This is a genomic window from Xanthobacter pollutisoli, assembly GCF_040044995.1.
Classification (GTDB): domain Bacteria; phylum Pseudomonadota; class Alphaproteobacteria; order Rhizobiales; family Xanthobacteraceae; genus Xanthobacter.
This window is the reverse complement of the sequence record NZ_JBDZDP010000001.1, coordinates 942692-960362: the sequence shown is the minus strand read 5'-3', so window position 1 is coordinate 960362 and position 17671 is coordinate 942692. Positions and strand designations below refer to the sequence as shown.

Annotated in this window: 16 protein-coding genes; 12 read left to right on the top strand and 4 right to left on the bottom strand. The window is 68.4% G+C overall.

Translation table 11 applies throughout. The features are described 5' to 3' along the window. The first annotated feature begins 185 nt into the window (after positions 1 to 185). From ABLE93_RS04475 to ABLE93_RS04425, 11 genes are all read left to right on the top strand, one after another. Positions 186 to 1043 (top strand): ABC transporter permease, encoded by an 858-nt coding sequence (locus ABLE93_RS04475; protein WP_348838175.1) that lies wholly within the window; start codon positions 186 to 188, stop codon positions 1041 to 1043. 10 nt (positions 1044 to 1053) lie between these two features. Beyond that, positions 1054 to 1896: an ABC transporter ATP-binding protein gene (locus tag ABLE93_RS04470; RefSeq protein WP_348838174.1), complete on the top strand. Its 843-nt coding sequence runs from the start codon at positions 1054 to 1056 to the stop codon at positions 1894 to 1896. Between the two features lie 2 nt (positions 1897 to 1898). Continuing rightward, positions 1899 to 2954, top strand: a complete 1056-nt coding sequence (locus tag ABLE93_RS04465; RefSeq protein ID WP_348838171.1) for an ABC transporter substrate-binding protein — start codon at positions 1899 to 1901, stop codon at positions 2952 to 2954. A 274-nt stretch (positions 2955 to 3228) separates the two neighbouring features. Next, positions 3229 to 3822, top strand: coding sequence for a flavin reductase family protein (locus tag ABLE93_RS04460; RefSeq protein WP_348838483.1), 594 nt, complete (start codon positions 3229 to 3231; stop codon positions 3820 to 3822). 5 nt (positions 3823 to 3827) lie between these two features. Beyond that, positions 3828 to 4787, top strand: coding sequence for a carbon-nitrogen hydrolase family protein (locus ABLE93_RS04455; RefSeq protein WP_348838170.1), 960 nt, complete (start codon positions 3828 to 3830; stop codon positions 4785 to 4787). Between the two features lie 141 nt (positions 4788 to 4928). After that, positions 4929 to 5738, top strand: a complete 810-nt coding sequence (locus tag ABLE93_RS04450; protein WP_348838169.1) for a helix-turn-helix transcriptional regulator — start codon at positions 4929 to 4931, stop codon at positions 5736 to 5738. A gap of 384 nt (positions 5739 to 6122) precedes the next feature. Beyond that, positions 6123 to 8888, top strand: a complete 2766-nt coding sequence (locus ABLE93_RS04445) for a xanthine dehydrogenase family protein molybdopterin-binding subunit (RefSeq protein ID WP_348838168.1) — start codon at positions 6123 to 6125, stop codon at positions 8886 to 8888. Between the two features lie 11 nt (positions 8889 to 8899). Beyond that, entirely contained in the window at positions 8900 to 9415 is a 516-nt protein-coding gene (locus tag ABLE93_RS04440; protein ID WP_348838167.1) for a (2Fe-2S)-binding protein, read from the top strand. A 13-nt stretch (positions 9416 to 9428) separates the two neighbouring features. Continuing rightward, on the top strand, positions 9429 to 10046 hold the full coding sequence (locus tag ABLE93_RS04435) for an Isoquinoline 1-oxidoreductase subunit (protein ID WP_348838166.1): 618 nt from the start codon (positions 9429 to 9431) through the stop codon (positions 10044 to 10046). A gap of 47 nt (positions 10047 to 10093) precedes the next feature. Next, positions 10094 to 11158, top strand: coding sequence for a hypothetical protein (locus ABLE93_RS04430; protein WP_348838164.1), 1065 nt, complete (start codon positions 10094 to 10096; stop codon positions 11156 to 11158). A 56-nt stretch (positions 11159 to 11214) separates the two neighbouring features. Next, complete coding sequence (locus ABLE93_RS04425; protein ID WP_348838163.1) at positions 11215 to 12165, top strand: polysaccharide deacetylase family protein; 951 nt, start codon at positions 11215 to 11217, stop codon at positions 12163 to 12165. 48 nt (positions 12166 to 12213) lie between these two features. On the opposite strand, the gene ABLE93_RS04420 is transcribed toward ABLE93_RS04425, so the two are convergent. Beyond that, positions 12214 to 12813 carry a TetR/AcrR family transcriptional regulator gene (locus ABLE93_RS04420; protein WP_348838162.1) on the bottom strand — a complete coding sequence of 200 codons (600 nt, stop codon included), beginning with the start codon at positions 12811 to 12813 and terminating at the stop codon, positions 12214 to 12216. 158 nt (positions 12814 to 12971) lie between these two features. Between ABLE93_RS04420 and ABLE93_RS04415 the strand changes: the two genes are divergently transcribed. Further along, a complete protein-coding gene (locus tag ABLE93_RS04415) occupies positions 12972 to 13727 on the top strand; it encodes an SDR family NAD(P)-dependent oxidoreductase (protein WP_348838161.1) in 756 nt (251 codons plus the stop codon). Positions 13728 to 13819: 92 nt separating this feature from the next. On the opposite strand, the gene ABLE93_RS04410 is transcribed toward ABLE93_RS04415, so the two are convergent. From ABLE93_RS04410 to ABLE93_RS04400, 3 genes are all read right to left on the bottom strand, one after another. Next, positions 13820 to 14818, bottom strand: a complete 999-nt coding sequence (locus tag ABLE93_RS04410; RefSeq protein WP_348838160.1) for a HupE/UreJ family protein — start codon at positions 14816 to 14818, stop codon at positions 13820 to 13822. Continuing rightward, complete coding sequence (locus ABLE93_RS04405) at positions 14815 to 15657, bottom strand: peptidylprolyl isomerase (RefSeq protein ID WP_348838159.1); 843 nt, start codon at positions 15655 to 15657, stop codon at positions 14815 to 14817. The genes ABLE93_RS04410 and ABLE93_RS04405 overlap by 4 nt, the downstream gene beginning before the upstream one ends. Before the next feature lie 74 nt (positions 15658 to 15731). Continuing rightward, positions 15732 to 17651 carry a DUF3604 domain-containing protein gene (locus ABLE93_RS04400; protein ID WP_348838158.1) on the bottom strand — a complete coding sequence of 640 codons (1920 nt, stop codon included), beginning with the start codon at positions 17649 to 17651 and terminating at the stop codon, positions 15732 to 15734. Positions 17652 to 17671: the final 20 nt, after the last annotated feature.

The following is a 17671-nucleotide window of genomic DNA, read 5'->3' as shown; positions in this document are numbered from 1 at the left end:
GTGCAACGCACAAAAAATAAGCGGAATGCCGGCAATTTGGCCCTGAAAATCAGCGAATATGCCTGATCTATCCCCATCGTACCGCCCGGAGCGAATTGACGGAAAAGTCCGACATAAATAGGTTTGTCCACATGCCCGGATGCATGAACGAGCCCCCAGCACCCAGCGCGAAGGAGGATGTCCTGATGGAAGCGAAAGCCGATGCGGGCGCCCTGGCCGCCATAGGCGGCGACCACCGCTCCGCCGCCAAGGCGCCGGCGTGGCGCCTGACGCTGGCGCGTGTCCTGGCCGACCGCTCGGTGCGCGCAGGCCTCGGCCTTGCCGCCTTCTTCGCCGTCTGGCAGGCGGTGACCGGCCTCGGCATCGTCGATGGCTTTCTCCTGCCCTCGCCGGTGGCGGTGGCGCAGGCGCTGTGGGAGCTGGCGATCGACGGCTCCTTGTGGGTGCATCTCGCCGCCAGCCTCCAGCGCGTCGCCGTGGGCTTCCTGTTCGCCTGCGTCGTCGGGCTGGTGCTCGGCCTCGTCTGCGGCTGGTGGCGCACCGTGTCCGACTTCGTGCGCCCGGTGGTGGAGGCGCTGCGCCCGATCCCGCCGCTGGCCTGGATCCCGATCACCATCCTGTGGTTCGGCCTCGGCGACGCGGCCTCCTACTTCCTGGTGTTCCTCGGCGCCGTGTTCCCCGCCTTCGTCGCCACCTACACCGCAGTGCGCGGCCTCGACCGCAACCAGATGAACGCCGCGCTCTGCCTCGGCGCCAAGCCCTGGCAGCTGTTTTGGGACGTGCTGATTCCGGCCTCGCTACCGATCATCCTGCCGGGACTGCGCATCGCGCTGGGGGTGGGGTGGATGTGCGTCGTCACCGCCGAGCTCATCGCCGCCCAGACCGGCCTCGGCTATCTGATCCAGCAATCCCGCATGCTGTTCCAGATCAACAACGTGGTGGCTGGCATGGTCACCATCGGCCTGGTGGGCTTCGCCATGTCGGCGATCCTGGAGCGGATCGAGCGGCGGGTGAATGCCTGGGCCCCTTCCGAGCGCAATTGAGGAGAGAGCCATGGCCGCGACCGCCGTCCTCACCACCTCGGCCTCCCGCAGCGAAGTCCTCGCCCCGGCGCCGGCCGACATCCAGATCGACATCCGCAACGTGGGCAAGGTGTATGGCGGCAAGGCCGCGGACACCGCCGTCGTGGCGCTGGACGGCGTGACGCTGAAGATCCGCCGCGGCGAGTTCATCTCGCTGCTCGGACCCTCGGGCTGCGGGAAGTCGACGCTGCTTGGCATCGTCGCCGGGTTTCAGTCCGCCACCAGCGGGCAGATTCTTCAGGACGGTCGCCCCATCACCAAGCCCGATCCCTCGCGCACCGTGGTGTTCCAGGACTACGCTCTGTTCGGCTGGATGACGGTTCAGCAGAACATCGAGTTCGGGCTCAAGGCGAAGGGCATGCCCAAGGCGCACCGCGCCGAGATCGCCCGTGCGCTGATCGCCACCGTCCACCTCTCCGGGTTCGAGGACAAGTATCCGCACGAGATGTCGGGCGGCATGAAGCAGCGCGCCGCCATCGCCCGCGCCCTGGCCCCCGATCCCGACATCCTGCTGATGGACGAGCCGTTCGGTGCGCTCGACGCCCAGACCCGCGTGCTGCTGCAGGAGGAGATCGCCCGCATCTCCTCGGAGGCCGGCAAGACGGTGATCTTCGTGACCCACGGCATCGACGAGGCGGTGTTCCTCGCCGACCGCGTGGTGGTGATGAGCCCGCGCCCGGGCCGGGTGCGCGAGGAAGTCCTCGTGCCGCTGCCGCGCCCGCGCACGGCCGAGATGCGGTCCGATCCATGGTTCGTCTCCACGGTCAACGACCTGTGGGAAACACTCAAGCCGGAATGGCAGAAAGGGGAATAATCGTGACCTCAGGAATCTCGCGCCGTCGCTTCGGCCAGCTCGCCGCTGGCCTCGCCGCCTCGCTCCCGCTCGCGGCGCCGTCGATCCTGCGCGCCCAGGAGGGCGACGTGGTGCGGTTCTGCTGGTTCAACACGACCACCGTCTCGGCCCAGATCGCACATGTGCTCATGCGCACCGACATCCCGGCCCGGAACGGGTTGAAGATGGAGATGATCCAGCTCGCCGCCTCGCCCGCTATCACCGAGGCTCTCGTCTCGAATGCAGGCGACGTTGGCACGCTCTCGGACTTCGCCGCCGTGACCACCATGGCCATCGGTGCGCCGGTGACGACCGTGTCTTCGCAGGCGCGCTTCCGCTCCGCCGTGCTCGCCACCAAGAAGTCCGGCATCACCAAGATGGAGGACCTCAAGGGCAAGCAGGTGTTCGGCACGTTCGGCATCACCGCGTTCCAGAATGCACAGGATGCGGTGCTCAAGGCCGGCCTCGTGCCGGGCAAGGACATGACGTTTGTGAACGTCGGTCCGGCGGAGCTCGCGGACGCAGTGGGCGCCCAGCGCATCGACGCCTTCTTCAGCTACGATCCGTTCGTCAGCTATTTCGAGAGCACCGGCCATGCCACGGTGATCTCGCAGAATCTCAGCCCGGTGATCGTGCTCACGGCGAACAACCGCTTCGTCCAGCAGAAGCCCGACGTGCTGAAGCGCCTCCTCATGGCCAATGCCGAGGCGCTGTTCTTCGCGGCCCAGAACAATGACATGGTCAATGGCTGGTTCCGCTCGCTCGAGCCGGCGAAGAACATCCCGGAGCCGGTGCTGCAGAAGGCATCCAGCTACGACCCGGCGTGGAGTGCGAAGGTCTTCACCGACATCAAGGTGGAGCTCTCCCCGGCGCAGATCGCGCAGATGGAGGCCCTCGGCAAGTGGGGCGTCGACGCCAAGCTTCTGCCGCGCCTGCCGGACGTGTCGAAGTTCATCAACACCTCCATTGCCGGCGCGGTCGACAAGGAGATCGCGGCCGGCGGGTTCGACGTCAAGAGCGTGAAGATCCTGCGCGCCTGAGCGTGCGCCTTCCTCCCTGATCCAGCCGGCGGCGCGCCCGACACGGGCCCGAGCGCCGCCGGCTTTGCCGTCCCGCGCCTTCATCGCGGGGCGAAGCAGGATTGAGATGACCGACCAGACGGCACATTCGGCAGGTACGCTGCCGCCGGCGGGACGCGCCGAGGACCGGGCCTTCCCTCCGCGTCGGCCGGCGGGCGACGGCCATAAGGGCGCAGGGCCGGCGACACGCCATTTCGACTTCGCGCGCCTCTCCGCCGACGAGCGCTATCGGCTGATGGCGTCCACCATCATGCCGCGCCCCATCGCCTGGGTGGTGAGCGTGAGCGCCGAGGGCATCGTGAACGCCGCGCCCTATTCCTTCTTCAACATGTTCGGCGCCGACCGCCCGGTGGTGGCGCTCGGCATCCTGGCGCGGCCGGGGCAGCCGAAGGACACTGGTGCCAACATCCGCACCACCGGCGAGTTTGTGGTCAACCTCGTTCCCCATGGGCTGGTGGAGGCGATGAACACCACGTGCGTCGAGGCGCCGCCGGAGGTGGACGAGACCGTGCTCGTCGGGCTCGCGACCGTGCCGAGCCTTGCTGTCCGCCCGCCGCGCATCGCCGCCTCCCCGGTGGCCTTCGAATGCCGTCTGGCGCACCTGCTTGAGACCGGCCCCGGCCAACTCCTGGCGGTGGGGGAGGTGCTGCACGCCCATTATGCGGCCCAGGTCCTCTCCGGCGACCCCGAGCGGCCACGGGTCGATCCCGCCGCCCTCGATCTCGTCGGGCGCATGCACGGCGCCTCCGCTTACACCCACACCCGCGACCTGTTCGACCTCCAGCGTCCCCAATGGCGGGACGGTGGCAACACGCATCACGAGGAATGAGCCAGATGTCCAAGATCAAGGTCGCCGCAGTGCAGGCCGCGACGGTTCCCTTCGACGGCGCCGCCGCGACCGCGCGCACCGTCTCGCTCATCGCCGAGGCAGCGGCGACGGGCGCCAAGCTCGCCGTGTTCCCGGAGGCGTTCATCGGCGGCTATCCCAAGGGGCTCGATTTCGGCTGCTGCGTCGGCAGGCGTACCGCCGAGGGCCGGGCCGACTTCGCCCGCTACGTGCGCGGCGCCATCGCCGTGCCGGGCCCGGAGGTCGACCAGATCGCAGCAGCGTGCGCCCAGCACGACATCCATGCGGTGGTGGGGGTGATGGAGCGTGACGGCGGGACGCTCTACTGCACGGCGCTGTATTTCGGACCCGGCGTCCTGCTCGGCAAGCACCGCAAGGTGATGCCGACGGGCGCGGAACGGCTGGTGTGGGGCTTCGGCGACGGCTCGACCCTGACCGTGGTCGACACGCCGCTCGGCAAGCTCGGCGGCGCGATCTGCTGGGAGCACTACATGCCCCTCATGCGGGCCGCCTACTACGCCAAGGGCGTGCAGATCTGGGCCGCGCCCACCGCCGACGACCGTGAGAGCTGGATCCCCACCATGCGCCACGTGGCGATGGAGGGCCGCTGCTTCGTGGTCGCCGCCTGCCAGGTGATGCGCCGCTCAGACTTCCCGGAGGACTATGCGAGCCGCATCGAGGCGGCGCCCGACGAGTGGATGATGCACGGCCGCTCGGTGATCGTCGGCCCGCTGGGCGAGATCCTGGCCGGGCCGCTGGTGGACGAAGAGGGCATCCTCACTGCGGAGATCGACCTCGACCACATCCTCGGCGCCAAGCTCGACTTCGATCCGATCGGCCACTATGCCCGGCCGGACCTGTTCAGCCTGCGGGTCGACGAGGCCCCGCAACTGCCCGTGGTGCCGGCCGCCGGCCGACTCGAGATCGCCGCCGGCGCGAAGGCCTAGCTAGCGGGGCGCTCGTCCTGCGGGCAAGGCGGAGGTAAGTCGGCCCGGATTGCCAAGCGGCCGATCAGCAGCACAATGGGTGGTCCGCGGTCAGGCTCACGCTGGCGGCGGCCCACCGCATGTGTCTCGATCGGCTGCCTTATGACCCGCGACATCGGCGCGATGCCCGACGACGCCGTACCTCTGCTCGACGAGGCGGACGTCCGCGACATAGTCGCGCTGCTCGGGGACGTGATCGTCGCGCGCCAGGACTTCTCCAGCGTGAAGCGGCAGCTCGTCGAGGGTATCTGCAAGCTGGTCGACGCCGACGCCTGGACCTGGAGCCTCGGCTGTTACGCCGAGCCCGGCGCGCAGCCGGTCTATCTCGGCTTCGCGCACGGCGGCTTCGACGACGCGCGCTATGCCCAGCTGCTCCTCGCCGCCAGCCACCCCGACATGGCGTGGACCTCCGAGAAGCTGCTCGGCGAGATGCGCCAGAAGGCCGGCCACGTGACGCGCCTGCGCCAGCAGATCGTAGACGAGACGACGTTCGTCGGCTCCGGCGTGAACGCCTATCTCTGCGATGCGGACATCGGGCCGTTCATCTTCTCGCTGCGCCCGATCGACGAGCGCGCGGTGAGCATCATCTCCATCTTCCGCAGCGGCAACGCCCCGCCCTTTTCCGAGCGCGAGGCGCGGATCGCCCACATCCTGCTCAGCGAACTGCCGTGGCTGCACCAGCAGGGGTGGCCGACCGACCGCGGCGCCTCGGTGCCGCGCCTTTCGCCACGCCTGCGGCTGGTGCTGAACCTGCTGCTGGACGGGCGCACACGCAAGGAGATGGCGACCAGCCTCGCGCTGTCCGAGCACACCATCGCCCAGTACCAGAAGACCCTCTACAAGCACTTCGGCGTCAAGTCCCATGCCACACTACTGCGGCGCTTCCAGATGGGGGACGGCGGCGACCGCTAGCTGACTCGCGCCACGCAGTCCTGAAGGCGAGGCGCGCTCCGGCGCGCGGTCGGCCGCATCTCGCACTGCAGCAAGATCCAATCCCTCAAATGAGGGAATAGCCAGAAATACGCGTCATCTGCTACCCGAATGTCACTGATTGGTGTCGGTCCGCCAGTGATTGTAGACGTCGGAAGAGAAAACTTTTTGGCATTTTCCCTTCCATCGGGGCCGGCAGAATTTTTCGTCAAGTATCAGTATCAGAAAAATTTTCCAGCACACCGAAGTGCAATAGTCTTATTGTTCGGCCGATAAAGAATCATCCAGCGTTCTGCATCATCAGGATACCGTAAAACGATAGCGGCGCCTTCCGAAGACGATGGCCCGCCAAGGGACAACGCCGACATGCATCCCTCGCGACGGGACGTGCTGAAATGGACCGCCGCGGGCGGCATCGTGCTGAGCGTGGCGCGTCTGCCTTTCGCTGAGGCGGCCACATTCGAGTCCACGCAGACGATGCCCGGGCGGGCTGCGGCCGGTCGCGCCGGCGCCGGGCGCATCGACGCCGTGGCCAAGGTGACGGGCGCCAAGCTCTACGCCTCCGACTTCCGTGCCGCCGACATGGAGGGCTGGCCCGCGACCACGGCCCATGCGCTGCTGGTGCGGGCCGCGGATGCCACGCACGTGCTCACGGGACTGGAGCTCGGCCTACTCGGCGCCGACGCGAAGCCGAGCGTGGTGGTGACGGCGAAGGACCTGGAACGCGCCGGACTGCGCGCGCCGCCCTTCTATGCCGGTGATCTGCTCTGCCCGCTGGGCACGACGCCCGTCTATCTCGGCCAGCCGGTGGCGCTGCTGCTGTTCGACAGCTTCGACGCCTACGACCGCGCGCGCATCACCCTGCGCGAGAAGAGCCCGCTGACCTTTGGCGCGCAGACCGGACCGGTGGAGCAGCCCAATTATGCCGCGCTGCGGTTCACCCGCGTCGCCGGTGCCGAGCCGGGCGCACCCGACGCCTACTCGCCGCTGATGGAGGGGTGGATCAGCCCTGGCTTCTTCGCGGCCGGCGGGCGGCCGATCTGGAAGCCTCTGCCCGCCTCCGAGGGCGGCCAGTACAAGAAGGGCGCGACCTACGGCGAGGAGATCCGCGCCCTCATCGCCGCCAAGGACCCCGCGATGGTGGTGCTCGACCGCGCCTTCCGCACACAGTCCGTGGACCCTATGTTTCTCGAGCCCGAATGCGGCCTCGCCTGGTACGATCCCAAGGCCAGGGCGCTGCGGCTCGCCCTCGGGGTGCAGTCGCCCTTCGAGGCCGCGGACGCGCTCGGCGATCTGCTGGGCAAGGCCAAGGCAGAGTTCAAGCCGGAGCGCATCGAAACCCATTTCGCCCATATGGGCGGCGGCTTCGGCGGTCGCGACCACACCCCGTTTCCGCTCTATGTGGCGCTCGCCGCCATGTTCCTGCCGGGCCGGCCGATCCGCCTCGCGCACGACCGCTTCCAGCAGTTCCAGGGCGGGATCAAGCGCCACGCCTTCGAAATGCGCTCCCAGGTGGCGTTCGACCGCGCCTCGGGCCGCATCCGCGCCTTCGCCGCCGACCATGTGCTCGACGGCGGCGGGCTCGCAAACTATTCGGCGAGTGTGGCGGTGGTCTCCGCCACCTCAGCGATCGGCAGCTACGACGTGCCCAAGGTGGACGTGACGACGGTCGCCCATCACACGCGCGGCGTCACTGCGGGCTCCATGCGCGGCTATGGCGTGCTCCAGACCTCGGTGGCGCTGGAGACGCTCATGGACGAGGCGGCCGAAGCGCTAGGGATGGATCCGGTGGCGCTGCGCCGGGCCAACCTGCTCAAGGCCGGCGGCCGCTCGCTCACCGGCAATCCCTGGACGGTGTCGGTCCGCACGCCGGAGATCCTCGACCGCCTGGAGCGCCACGATCTGTGGCGCGGGCGCGCCGCGGCCAAGGCAGCGGCGCCCGCCGGCACCCGGATCGGCACCGGCCTCGCCATCTCCACCAAGGACTACGGCACCGGCGCCGACTGCTCGCTGGGGCGGGTGGAGGTGGACCCGGACGGGCGCATCCGCATCTGTTGCGACGCGACGGAGATGGGCAATGGCATCGGCACCTCGGTTGCGAACCGGGTGGCGCAGTATCTTGGCCGGGTCGCCGACGAGGTTTCGGTGGCCCGCATCGACGCCTTCGGCGCGCTCGGCCTCGTCACCTCGGACGATCCCTACACCATCACCCAGGCGGCGCAGGACAAGGCGGCCCGCAACCCGCGCTGGGTGCCGGCCATCTCCTCGGCCACCAGTGCCTCCATCGGGGCCCATGTGGGCACCCAGGCAGCGGCGCAGGCGGCGCGCGTCGTGCTGCGCTTCGGCCTGTGGCCGGCGGCGCTGGCGCTGTGGGGCATCGCGCAGAAGGATCCGCGCCGCTTCCTGTGGGAGGAGGCCTACTGGCAGGACGGGATGCTCATCCTGTCCGGCCTGCCGCCGCTGGCGCAGAAGGACGTGGCCGCCAAGGCCCACGCCATGGGCGCGCTCACCGGCGCCATGGCTCACGCCTTCTCGCGCTGGGCATGGGCACAGGCGGCCTTCCCGCTGGACGGCCTCGACTGGGCGGCTGACATCGACGCGCTGGCAGTGCGCCGCGGCTCCGGGCCGTTCAAGGTGCTCGACCGCGGCTTCGTCGCCTTCCCGCCGGCGAGCTACAACCGCATCGGCACGTCCTTCACCTCGAGCTGCGGCACGCTGGTGCAGGTGGCCGTCGACACGGCAAGCGGCGCGGTGCGGGTGGCGCGCGCCTACAGCGTGCTGGAATGCGGCCAGACACTGACCCGCGAGGTGGTGGTGGGCCAGGCGCAGGGCGGCTTCGCCATGGGCGTCGGCTACGCGCTGCTGGAGAAGCTGCCGCCGTTCGAGGATGGCCCCGGCAACGGGCGCTGGAACCTCGGCGACTACGTAGTGGCGCGTGCCTCCGATTTGCCGATCCACGGGCTCGAGGTCGAGGTGCTTCCCCCCATCGCCCCCAATGAGCCGCCCAAGGGCATGGCCGAGGTGGTGATGATTCCCGTGGTGCCGGCGATCCTCAACGCCATCCACGACGCCACCGGCCGGCGCTTCTCCGCGCTGCCGGTCACGCCGGACGATGTCCGGCGCGCCTTGTGAAGGAGCCCCCCGTGCCCGCGATCTCACTCACCATCAACGGCCGTCCGCACGGGCCGATCGAGGTGCGCGAAGACCTCTCCATGAACGACTTTTTGCGTGAGGTGCTCGGTCTCACCGGCACCAAGTTCGGCTGCGGCGCCGCCCAGTGCCTGAGCTGCGCGGTGATCGTCGACGCCGCCGACGGCACCAGCGCCACCATGCCCACCTGCGTTGTCGCCGCTGCCGATTTCGACCGCAAGAAGATCCGCACCATCGAGGGCCACGCCCGCGACGGTGTTTTGACGCCGCTGCAGACGAGCTTCATCACCCATTTCGCCTTCCAGTGCGGCTACTGCACGCCCGGCTTCCTCGCTGAGGGTCAGGTGTTGCTGGAGCGCCTGGAGAAGGCACCCATCGCGCGCGCCGAGGTGGAACGCACCATCACCGAAGCGCTGGACGGCCATCTGTGCCGATGCTCGGGCTACGTGAAGTACCACGAGGCCGTGCGCGACGTGATCCTGGCCGATCCCAAGCGTTACCTCACTTGAGCGGACCCCAGCCATGATCCCTCACCGGCGGCTCTTCACCCTCCTCGCGGCGGCTGCGGTGGGCCTGCTTTCCGCGGCCCTGGCGCGTGGCGAAGGCTCGCCGCCCGCGGCCCCCCTTGCCCCGCCGGCGAGCTTTTCCGCCATCGCCGATCCGGCGGAGCTGTCCGCTGCCTATTTCGCCGAGCTGAGCAAGGTGCTCACGAGCCCGCGCTGCACCAACTGCCATCCGGCGGGCGACCGCCCGCGCCAGGGCGACGCTGCGCGGCCGCACCAGCCGCCGGTGTTTCGCGGCCCCGACGGCAAGGGCCTCACGAGCCTGCGCTGCGCCATGTGCCACCGCGAGGCCAATTTCGATCCCGCCGGCATGCCCGGTCATCCCCACTGGCAGCTCGCGCCCGCCGAGATGGCGTGGGAGGGCAAGACCCCGCGCGAGATCTGCATCCAGATCAAGGAACCCGCGCGCAATGGCGGGCGCTCCGTCGAAGACCTGATCGCGCATATCGGCGACGACACGCTGGTGGGCTGGGCCTGGGCGCCGGGCGGCGGCCGCACGCCGGCCCCCGGAACGCAGGCCGAGGCCAAGGCTCTGGTCAGGGCATGGGTGGAGAGCGGCGCCGTCTGCCCGAAATGAATAGAGATGAGGAGGAAGCGATGAGATTAGCGTCAATGGGAATAGCCTTGACAGCCGCGCTCGCCGTGGCGGCGCCGGCCAAGGCGGCCGAGCTGCCGGACTATCTGAAGCCGATCTCCGGCCAGCTGCCGCCGCCCTCGGCGCAGGAGGTCGCCACCCGCAACGTGCTCCAGCTCAACACCACCATGTTCTCGCTCTACGAGAACGCCGGCCGGCTGTTCCGTGCCAACATCCTGAACCAGCACCCGATGATCCTTGCGTTGTTCTCCGGGGCCGGCGGACGCATGATCCTTTACCGCCCCGGCAAGCCGCCGCTGGAGGCACCTTCGGTGCCGAAGGTCTACCAGGTGATGAAGTCGCTCGGCCACAGCACCATGGCGATCTCCGAGGTGGTGCTGCCCTTCATCGACAACGCGCAGGACAAAAGCTGGATGGCGCCCATGCGCGCCTATCTGACGGAGATGAAGAGCGCTCTGGAAGGCATCGGCGTCGCCGAGATGCCGGACGAGTGGCGGGCCAACTCGCGGTCGATCCTGGAAAACAACATCGCCTTCATGGAGGCGACCCTGGCCAAGGGCGTCATCACGCTCGATGCGGTGCAGGGCTTCGCCAAGACGCAGGGGCCGGTGCTGCGCAACGCCATCTCATGGGCGGCGCAGACCCAGGTGAAGCACTGGATGGGCGTGCTCGACGGATGGAAGCAGGAGCTGGGCGGCAGCTTCGACAAGGTCTACGCGGCCAGCAACACCATCTATGTGGCGCGGCAGAATAACGTGCTGTTCAGCGTCCTCGCCCAGTATTTCGGCCCCGAGGCGATCAACGACCGGCTGCTTCTGATCGAGACCATCTCCTTCACCACCACGCCGGAAGACATGCTCACCTCGCTGGTGCGCATCATCTCCGACCGCTCGGTGGGCGGCCTGTTCTTCAACAACGACCGCCTGATGGACTACGAGCTCATGGGGGGCGACGCCCGCAAGGCCATCGTTTCGGAGATGAAGGCGCGGGGCCAGACGGCGTTCCTGCCGCCGGCGGTGCCGTTCGGTTCCAACCAGTGGCCGGCCCTGATCTCCGGCGGCTCGGGCGCCGCCTCGCTCGACGACCTGCACTGATCCGTCAGGGTCCGGGGCATCGGGCTCCCGGACCCCCTGCCACCGAGGGGGAAGCCATGCGCCTGCGCGCCATCGCTCTTCTGCTCGCCGCCGTGCTCGCGCACGCGCCGGCTCACGCGCAGTCGGGCACCGACTGGATCACCGGCCTGCCGCGTCAGGACATCCCCGTCGCGACATGGCCGGGCGGCAGGAAGGTCGCCGTGGTGTTCGTGCTCTATGTGGAGGTGTGGGGACAGGGCCAGGGACCGAATTTCCGGCCCGACATGACCTCCCGCAAGCCGGACCTCGTGGACGAGGGCTTCCGCCAGTACGCCATCGCGTTTGGCCTGCCGCGCGCCGGAGCGCTGTTCAAGGAGATGGGGGTGCCGCTCAGCCTGGCGCTGAACGCCCAGTTCCCCACCGCCCAGCCGCAGGTCTGGAAGACGCTGCGCGCGCTGGTGCCGCAGGCGCCGATCATCGCCCACGGGCTCAACAACTCCACCGATCTGCTCCCCCTCGCGGAGGGGCCTGCCGCCCAGCGCGCCTATATCCGAAAGACCCTCGACATGATCGAGGCGTCCACAGGGGTGCGCAGCGTCGGCTGGTCGAGCCCGAGCGTCTATCCCGACGCGCAGACTTTCGCGGCGACCGCGGCGGAGGGCATCCGCTACACCCTCGACGGCATGGATTCGGACCTGCTCTCGCGGCTCGACACCAAGCCGGCTCCGCTGGTGCTGATCCCCTATCCGCCGAGCGTCGTCGACATGGGCCAGTACCTGTCGCGCTTCAAGGAGGCGAGCGACCTCGAGCGGCTGTGGATCGACTATGTGAGCGAGATGGCGCGCGAGGCCAAGGCCGATCCCGGCCGGCCGGCAACCATCGTCGCCATCGGCCTCCACCCGTTCGTGATCGGCACGCCGGCGGGCGCGGCGGCCATGCGGCGGGTGCTCGAGGTCCTCAAGGGGCTAGACCAGGTCTGGCTGACCGATTCCGAGCAGGTCATGCGCGCCGCCGGCCAGCCGTTCTAGGCTGTTGATCTCGAAGTTTCCTTGGGTGCGCGCCGGCGTTCCTCGGCGCTACCGTGCCGGATCCTGGCCGACGGGCCATGTGGCGAGAGCCTGTTCGGCGATGGCACTCAGTTTTTCCCGGCTGAAGCCGGCCTTGGCCTGCACCGCTATGCCGTGAGACACGGTCATCAGGAATGCGGCAAGGACTTCGGGTCTGGCGCTCGCGGGAAGGTCGCCCTCGGCCTTCGCGCGCTCGAGTCGGTCGCGAAGCTGCGCCTCGCCCGCCGACCGGGCATCGATCAAGGCCTGCCGCACGGGTTCCGCCTCGTCCGTGCCGGCGAGGACCCCGTTGATGCCGAGGCACCCCGTATGCTCCGCATAGCGCGTGTTGAGGTCCACCGCGCCGTGCAGGATATGCGCGGCAACCTCTCGCGCGGTCGCAAGCTGCAGGGCCTGCGGGATGAAGTCGAGGTACCGCTCGTAGTAGCGGGCGAGGGCGCGGCGGAAGAGCGCTTCCTTGTTGCCGAAGGCTGAATAGAGCGCCGGCCTCTCCACGCCGGCCGCCTCGGTCAGGTCGGCATAGGACGCGCCTTCGTAGCCCTTGCGCCAGAAGACGCACAGCACCGCGTCGAGCGCCTCGTCCACGTCGAATGCGCGCGGACGCCCCATTACGCCAGCTCAGTCCGTTTCATAACGACCATCAATAAACCAGTTGACAGCCCGCGTCCATATTTCATACCAATCGTTACGTAACGATCGTTACGACAATAGCGCTGCTGCACGCCGGGGTCCGGGCGTCGGTTCGGCGCCACGCAGAAAGGGATCCAATGTCGACAGTATTGAAGGGCAAGGTCGCCCTCGTCACCGGCGGCTCGCGCGGGCTCGGGGCCGCCACCGCAGAGGCCCTCGCCGACCTCGGGGCGGATGTGGCCATCAGCTACGTCGCGTCGGCCGAGAAGGCCGAAGCCGTGGTCGAGAAACTCAAGGCGAAAGGCGTCCGGGCACTCGCGATCCAGAGCGATCAGGCTGACATGGCGGCGGCGAAGCCGCTGGTCGAGAAGGTGGTCGCCCATTTCGGCAAGCTCGATATCCTGGTCAACAACGCGGCGATCGCCGTGCAAGGCAAGACGGTCGACGATCCCGAGCTCGACACGGTCAATCTCGATCGCCAGTGGCAGATCAACGTCATGGGCACGGTGGCGACCACGCGCGCGGCCGCGCCGGTGCTGACGGATGGCGGCCGCATCATCTTCATCGGCTCCGGCCTCGGCAGCCGCGTGCCGTTCCCGGGCGTGGCGGATTATGCCGGCACCAAGGCCGCCATCGCCGGATATGCGAAGGGCGTCCAGCGGGATCTCGGCGGGCGCAACATCACCGTCTCGGTGGTGCAGCCGGGGATCATGCCCACCGACATGGCGTCGGCGGTGGCGGACAAGCTGCCCGATGCGATCATGGACATCCACGCCATCCGTCGCATCGCGACCCTGCAGGAGGTGGCGGCGACCGTTTGCTTCCTTGCGGGGCCGGACGCCAGCTACATTGCCGGCGGCGTCATCGACATTGCGGGTGGCTTCCAGATCTGACCCGGCATCGGGGCGCAGGGCGAGGACGGTGCCGACGCATCGGCATGGTCCCGCCCGGCGGACGTGTCGGGGACGACAGGCGCGGCCTCGGCCTAGAACTGGCTCACCCGCTCGATCACCCAGAATGCGGCGATGCTGCCGATGGCGTAGCTCGCGAGCCGGGTCAATGGCGCCTGGCGGCTCGCGAGGCGCGGGATCAATCGCCTTATGGCCATCACGAGGGCGAAGACGCCAGCAATGAACAGGAGTTGTCCTAGCTCGACGCCGAGATTGAAGGCGAAGAGCGCGAGAGGAATGTCGCCGCGCGGCAGGCCGATCTCGCGCAGGGCTCCGGCGAAGCCGAGCCCGTGGATCAGGCCGAAGCTGAAGGCGAGGAGCGCGGGAAACCGCATGGAGAGCGGGTCGCGGCGCTCGGGCGGCTTGGCCAACTCATGGGCCAGGAAAACGATGGACAAGGCGATGACCACCTCCACCGGTGCCGAGGGGATATCGACCCAGCCCAGCGCGGCAACGGCCAGTGTGATGCTGTGGGCGAGCGTGAACGCCGTGACCGCCCACAGCAGACGCCGCGGCTCGCGGATCAGCAGCAGAAGTCCGAGCACGAACAGGAGGTGGTCCACCCCTTCGAGGATGTGCGACACGCCGAGCGCGACATAGGTCGCGAGAATTTCGCCGCGGCCCGGATCGACGGGAATGGTGAAGGCGGGATCCGAGGCGGTGAGCCGATGCGTCTGCGCCCGGCCCGGCGCGAGCTCGTAGCGCACCAGCGTGTCCGTGCGGGTGTGCTCCAGCCCCTGGATCCGGATCGTCCCGCCCGCCAGGCCATTGGCGCAGGCCGCGACAAAGGCGGTGATCCAGGCCCGGCCGTCGAAGACTGGCGACGGCGCCTCGGCCGCGCAGCCGTCGGGCAGCCGAGCGGCGATCGCCATGGGACGGCCGGAGGCGTCCGGAACGCGCCAGATGATGCGCCAGCGATTCTGGCCCAGCGCGCTCAGTTCCAGATAGCCCGGATCGAGCGCATGGCCCCGCGCGGCCGGCGGGTAGAGCGCGAGGCATAGCAGGAGGAAGGCGAACCGGCGGGCGATCCTCATGGACCGAGCACCTGCGGCGTGGCGGGCAGTGTCGTCCTGAAGCGCGCCAAGAGCGCCCTGGAATAGGCATCCCGCAACTGACGCGCCTGCTCGATGCGCCACTCGGTCAGCACCTTGTCCCGCATGGCGGCGAACGCGGGCAGTTCGGGCGCGCGTGAGGCGTCGAGGCGCACCAGATGCCGGCCGTAGCCGCTCTGGATCGGGCCACTCCAGCGTCCCGGCGGGAGCATTGCGACGGCCGCGCCGAAGCCGCCGCCGAAGAGCCGTTCCACGGCCGGCTCGGGCAGGAGATCGGTTCGGAACGGTAGCAGGGTGGCCCGTCCCAGCTCGGCGGGATCTGCGCCATTCTCCAGTTGAGCGCGGAGGGCTTCGATGGCGCCTTGCGGCGCTTCGTCCGGCAGCAGGACCTGCTCGAACGACAGGATGCCCGGGCGCGCGAAGCGCGCGGCATTCTCCCGATAGAACGCCTCAAGCGTGGCATCGTCGGGGGTCATGGCCGCGGCCGGCGCCTCGGCCAGAAATAGTGCCTTCTGCCGCAGCCGATTGCGCACGATGGCATCGCCGCGGTCGAGCCCCAGGACCAGCGCCTCGCGCACGAGAGCCTCTTCCACCGCCCAGTCGCGCATCAAGGTCTCAAGTTCGGCGGGCGTCGGCGGCCGTTTCCAAGTCGCTGTGAAGTCCGCGACCAGCCCCCTCGCGCCAGTCTCCGACAGGATGAGCGTGTCGCTGTCGGGCCCGTCCGCATCGCGCGGGTTCATAATCGCGTAGATCGCGAAGATGAGCCCGCCCAGCACGAAAAAATGGAGCAGCGGCGACGACAGGATCGTGCGGATGCGCATGCGTCACGCCCCGACGAGTCCGCCGCGCCACGCGGGCGGCGGACGGTTGCGGTCGGTGCTGGCGCACGGAGGGCTCACTTTGCCGGCGCGTACCAGATCGGCGAGGAGTAGGCGCGCTCCGTCACCGTCATCGTGACGTCCGGACTAAAGCGGGCCTCCTTGAAATAGGCCGCATCGTAGGCGGTCCAGCGCGGCGTCGGAATCTCGATGACCCGCGCGTAATAGAACGCCTTGAGCGCGGGGTCGAAGTCCGGATCACGCCAGATGGTGATGAGTTCGGGCGCGCCGATCGTGTTGGTCCAGGTCGCGTTCTTCACGTCGACCGTGCTGCCCACCAGCGGCACCTTTCCCTGGGCGTCCGGCTTGCGGTCCCCGGACCAGGCGACGTCGTAGATCTTCTCCTGCGTCGCGCCCGATGCGTCCAGCCAGCCCTTGATGATCTGGATGCGGTCGAGATTGCCTGACAGGGGGTCCTTCAACGCGGCGACGAGGAAGCTCGGCGCCTTGGCGCCGTCGGATGCCGGGGGAAGATCAGCGCCCATGGGAACGCCCTTGGCGTAGCCGACGGTGCCGGGATTGCGCCCCAGCGCATCCTCTGGGATGAAATTCCAGCCGCCGAAGAAGCGCACGAAGATGCGCGGCCCTGTGGTTCCGTACACCTCCTTGCGCTTCATGGCGTCCCAGATGGCCGCGCGGGTGTTCTCGGTGGCCCAGACCGCCGTGAGGCCCGATGCGCCGAGCTGCCAGTCCTTCACCGTGCGGCCTTCGAAGTCGAAGGCGTTGCCGGTCGAGCGGTCCGGCCCCGGCTCGCTCGAGGGGAACTTGCCGAAGAAATTGTTCTCTTCGGCCGAGGAGATGCCGGTGTGGTCGTCGGTCGAGCCGAGCAGCCCGAACTTGAACGGGTTCGTGCCCAGTTGGGCTTCCACCTTCAGCCCCCGTTTCAGCGCCTCGCGCGCATATTCGTACTGGATCATGCCGGGCTTCTTGGGCACCACATTGAGGTTGCCCTTGTCCCAGATCTCGAAATTGGCGAACTCGTCGGTCGGCGCCAGTGACGGGTGCTGCTCCGAGGTGCCCTTGCTCTGCGTCACTTCGTACAGCGGCTCGTAGCGGGCACGCATGCGGGCCCAGTCGGCGTCGATCGGCTTGCCGTCCGGCGTCTCGGTGGCAAACATCAGGCCGTTGGAGAGATTGCCGTTGTGCGGCACCGCCAGCACGCGTCCCCCGGTCTTGTCCTCGTAATTGGCCATCCACTGCCACAGCTCCCGCGGGAGCTCCGTGTCGAAGGTGGTGAGGGGGCGGACCTGGTCGGCGAGGGATTTTCCATCCCGGTAGATGACGTTGCGATGGAGATTGTTGCCGCCGCCGAAATTGGAGGTCCACTCGTAGCCGATGATGGCCGAGAAGTTCCCCGGATCGTTGTAGCCCTCGACGATCTGCGTCATCTTTCGCCACATATCGAACTGGGTTTCCTTGTCGGTCATGGCCTTGGGCAGGGTGCCATTGGCCTGCATGGTGATCATTTGCATGACCACGGCGGTCGCTGCAGCGCCGCCTTTCTTCATGCCGTCGTGCCAGTTCTTGAGGACGGGGTCGGTCAGAAGATCGGGGTTGCCGTCGTAGACATTGGCGACCACCCCAAGCGCATCGGAATGGTCGGCCACCACCATCCAGTCATAGGGCCGCGAGAGCTTCACCGGCTGGCCGGTGTTGGAGACGATCTCTTCACCCTTGGCGTAGCGCAGGGCCTCGGCAGGACCGACCCGCGTGCCGCCGGCGAACGAATCGGGCGACCAGGAGGTGTGCAGGTGCTGCTCGCCCCACAGCGGGCGGCTGGGGAACTTGCGCCCGGCATACGGGGAATACCCCGGCTGCGCGAAGAAGCGCTCGACCTTGGCCGGATCGATGGTTCCCGCATCGGTCGTCACCTGGGCGGCCACCGGGCCGGCAATCAGGGTAGCTGCAAAGGCCAGAGCGACAACGCGTGTTGACATCGGAATCTCCCCTGGAATGG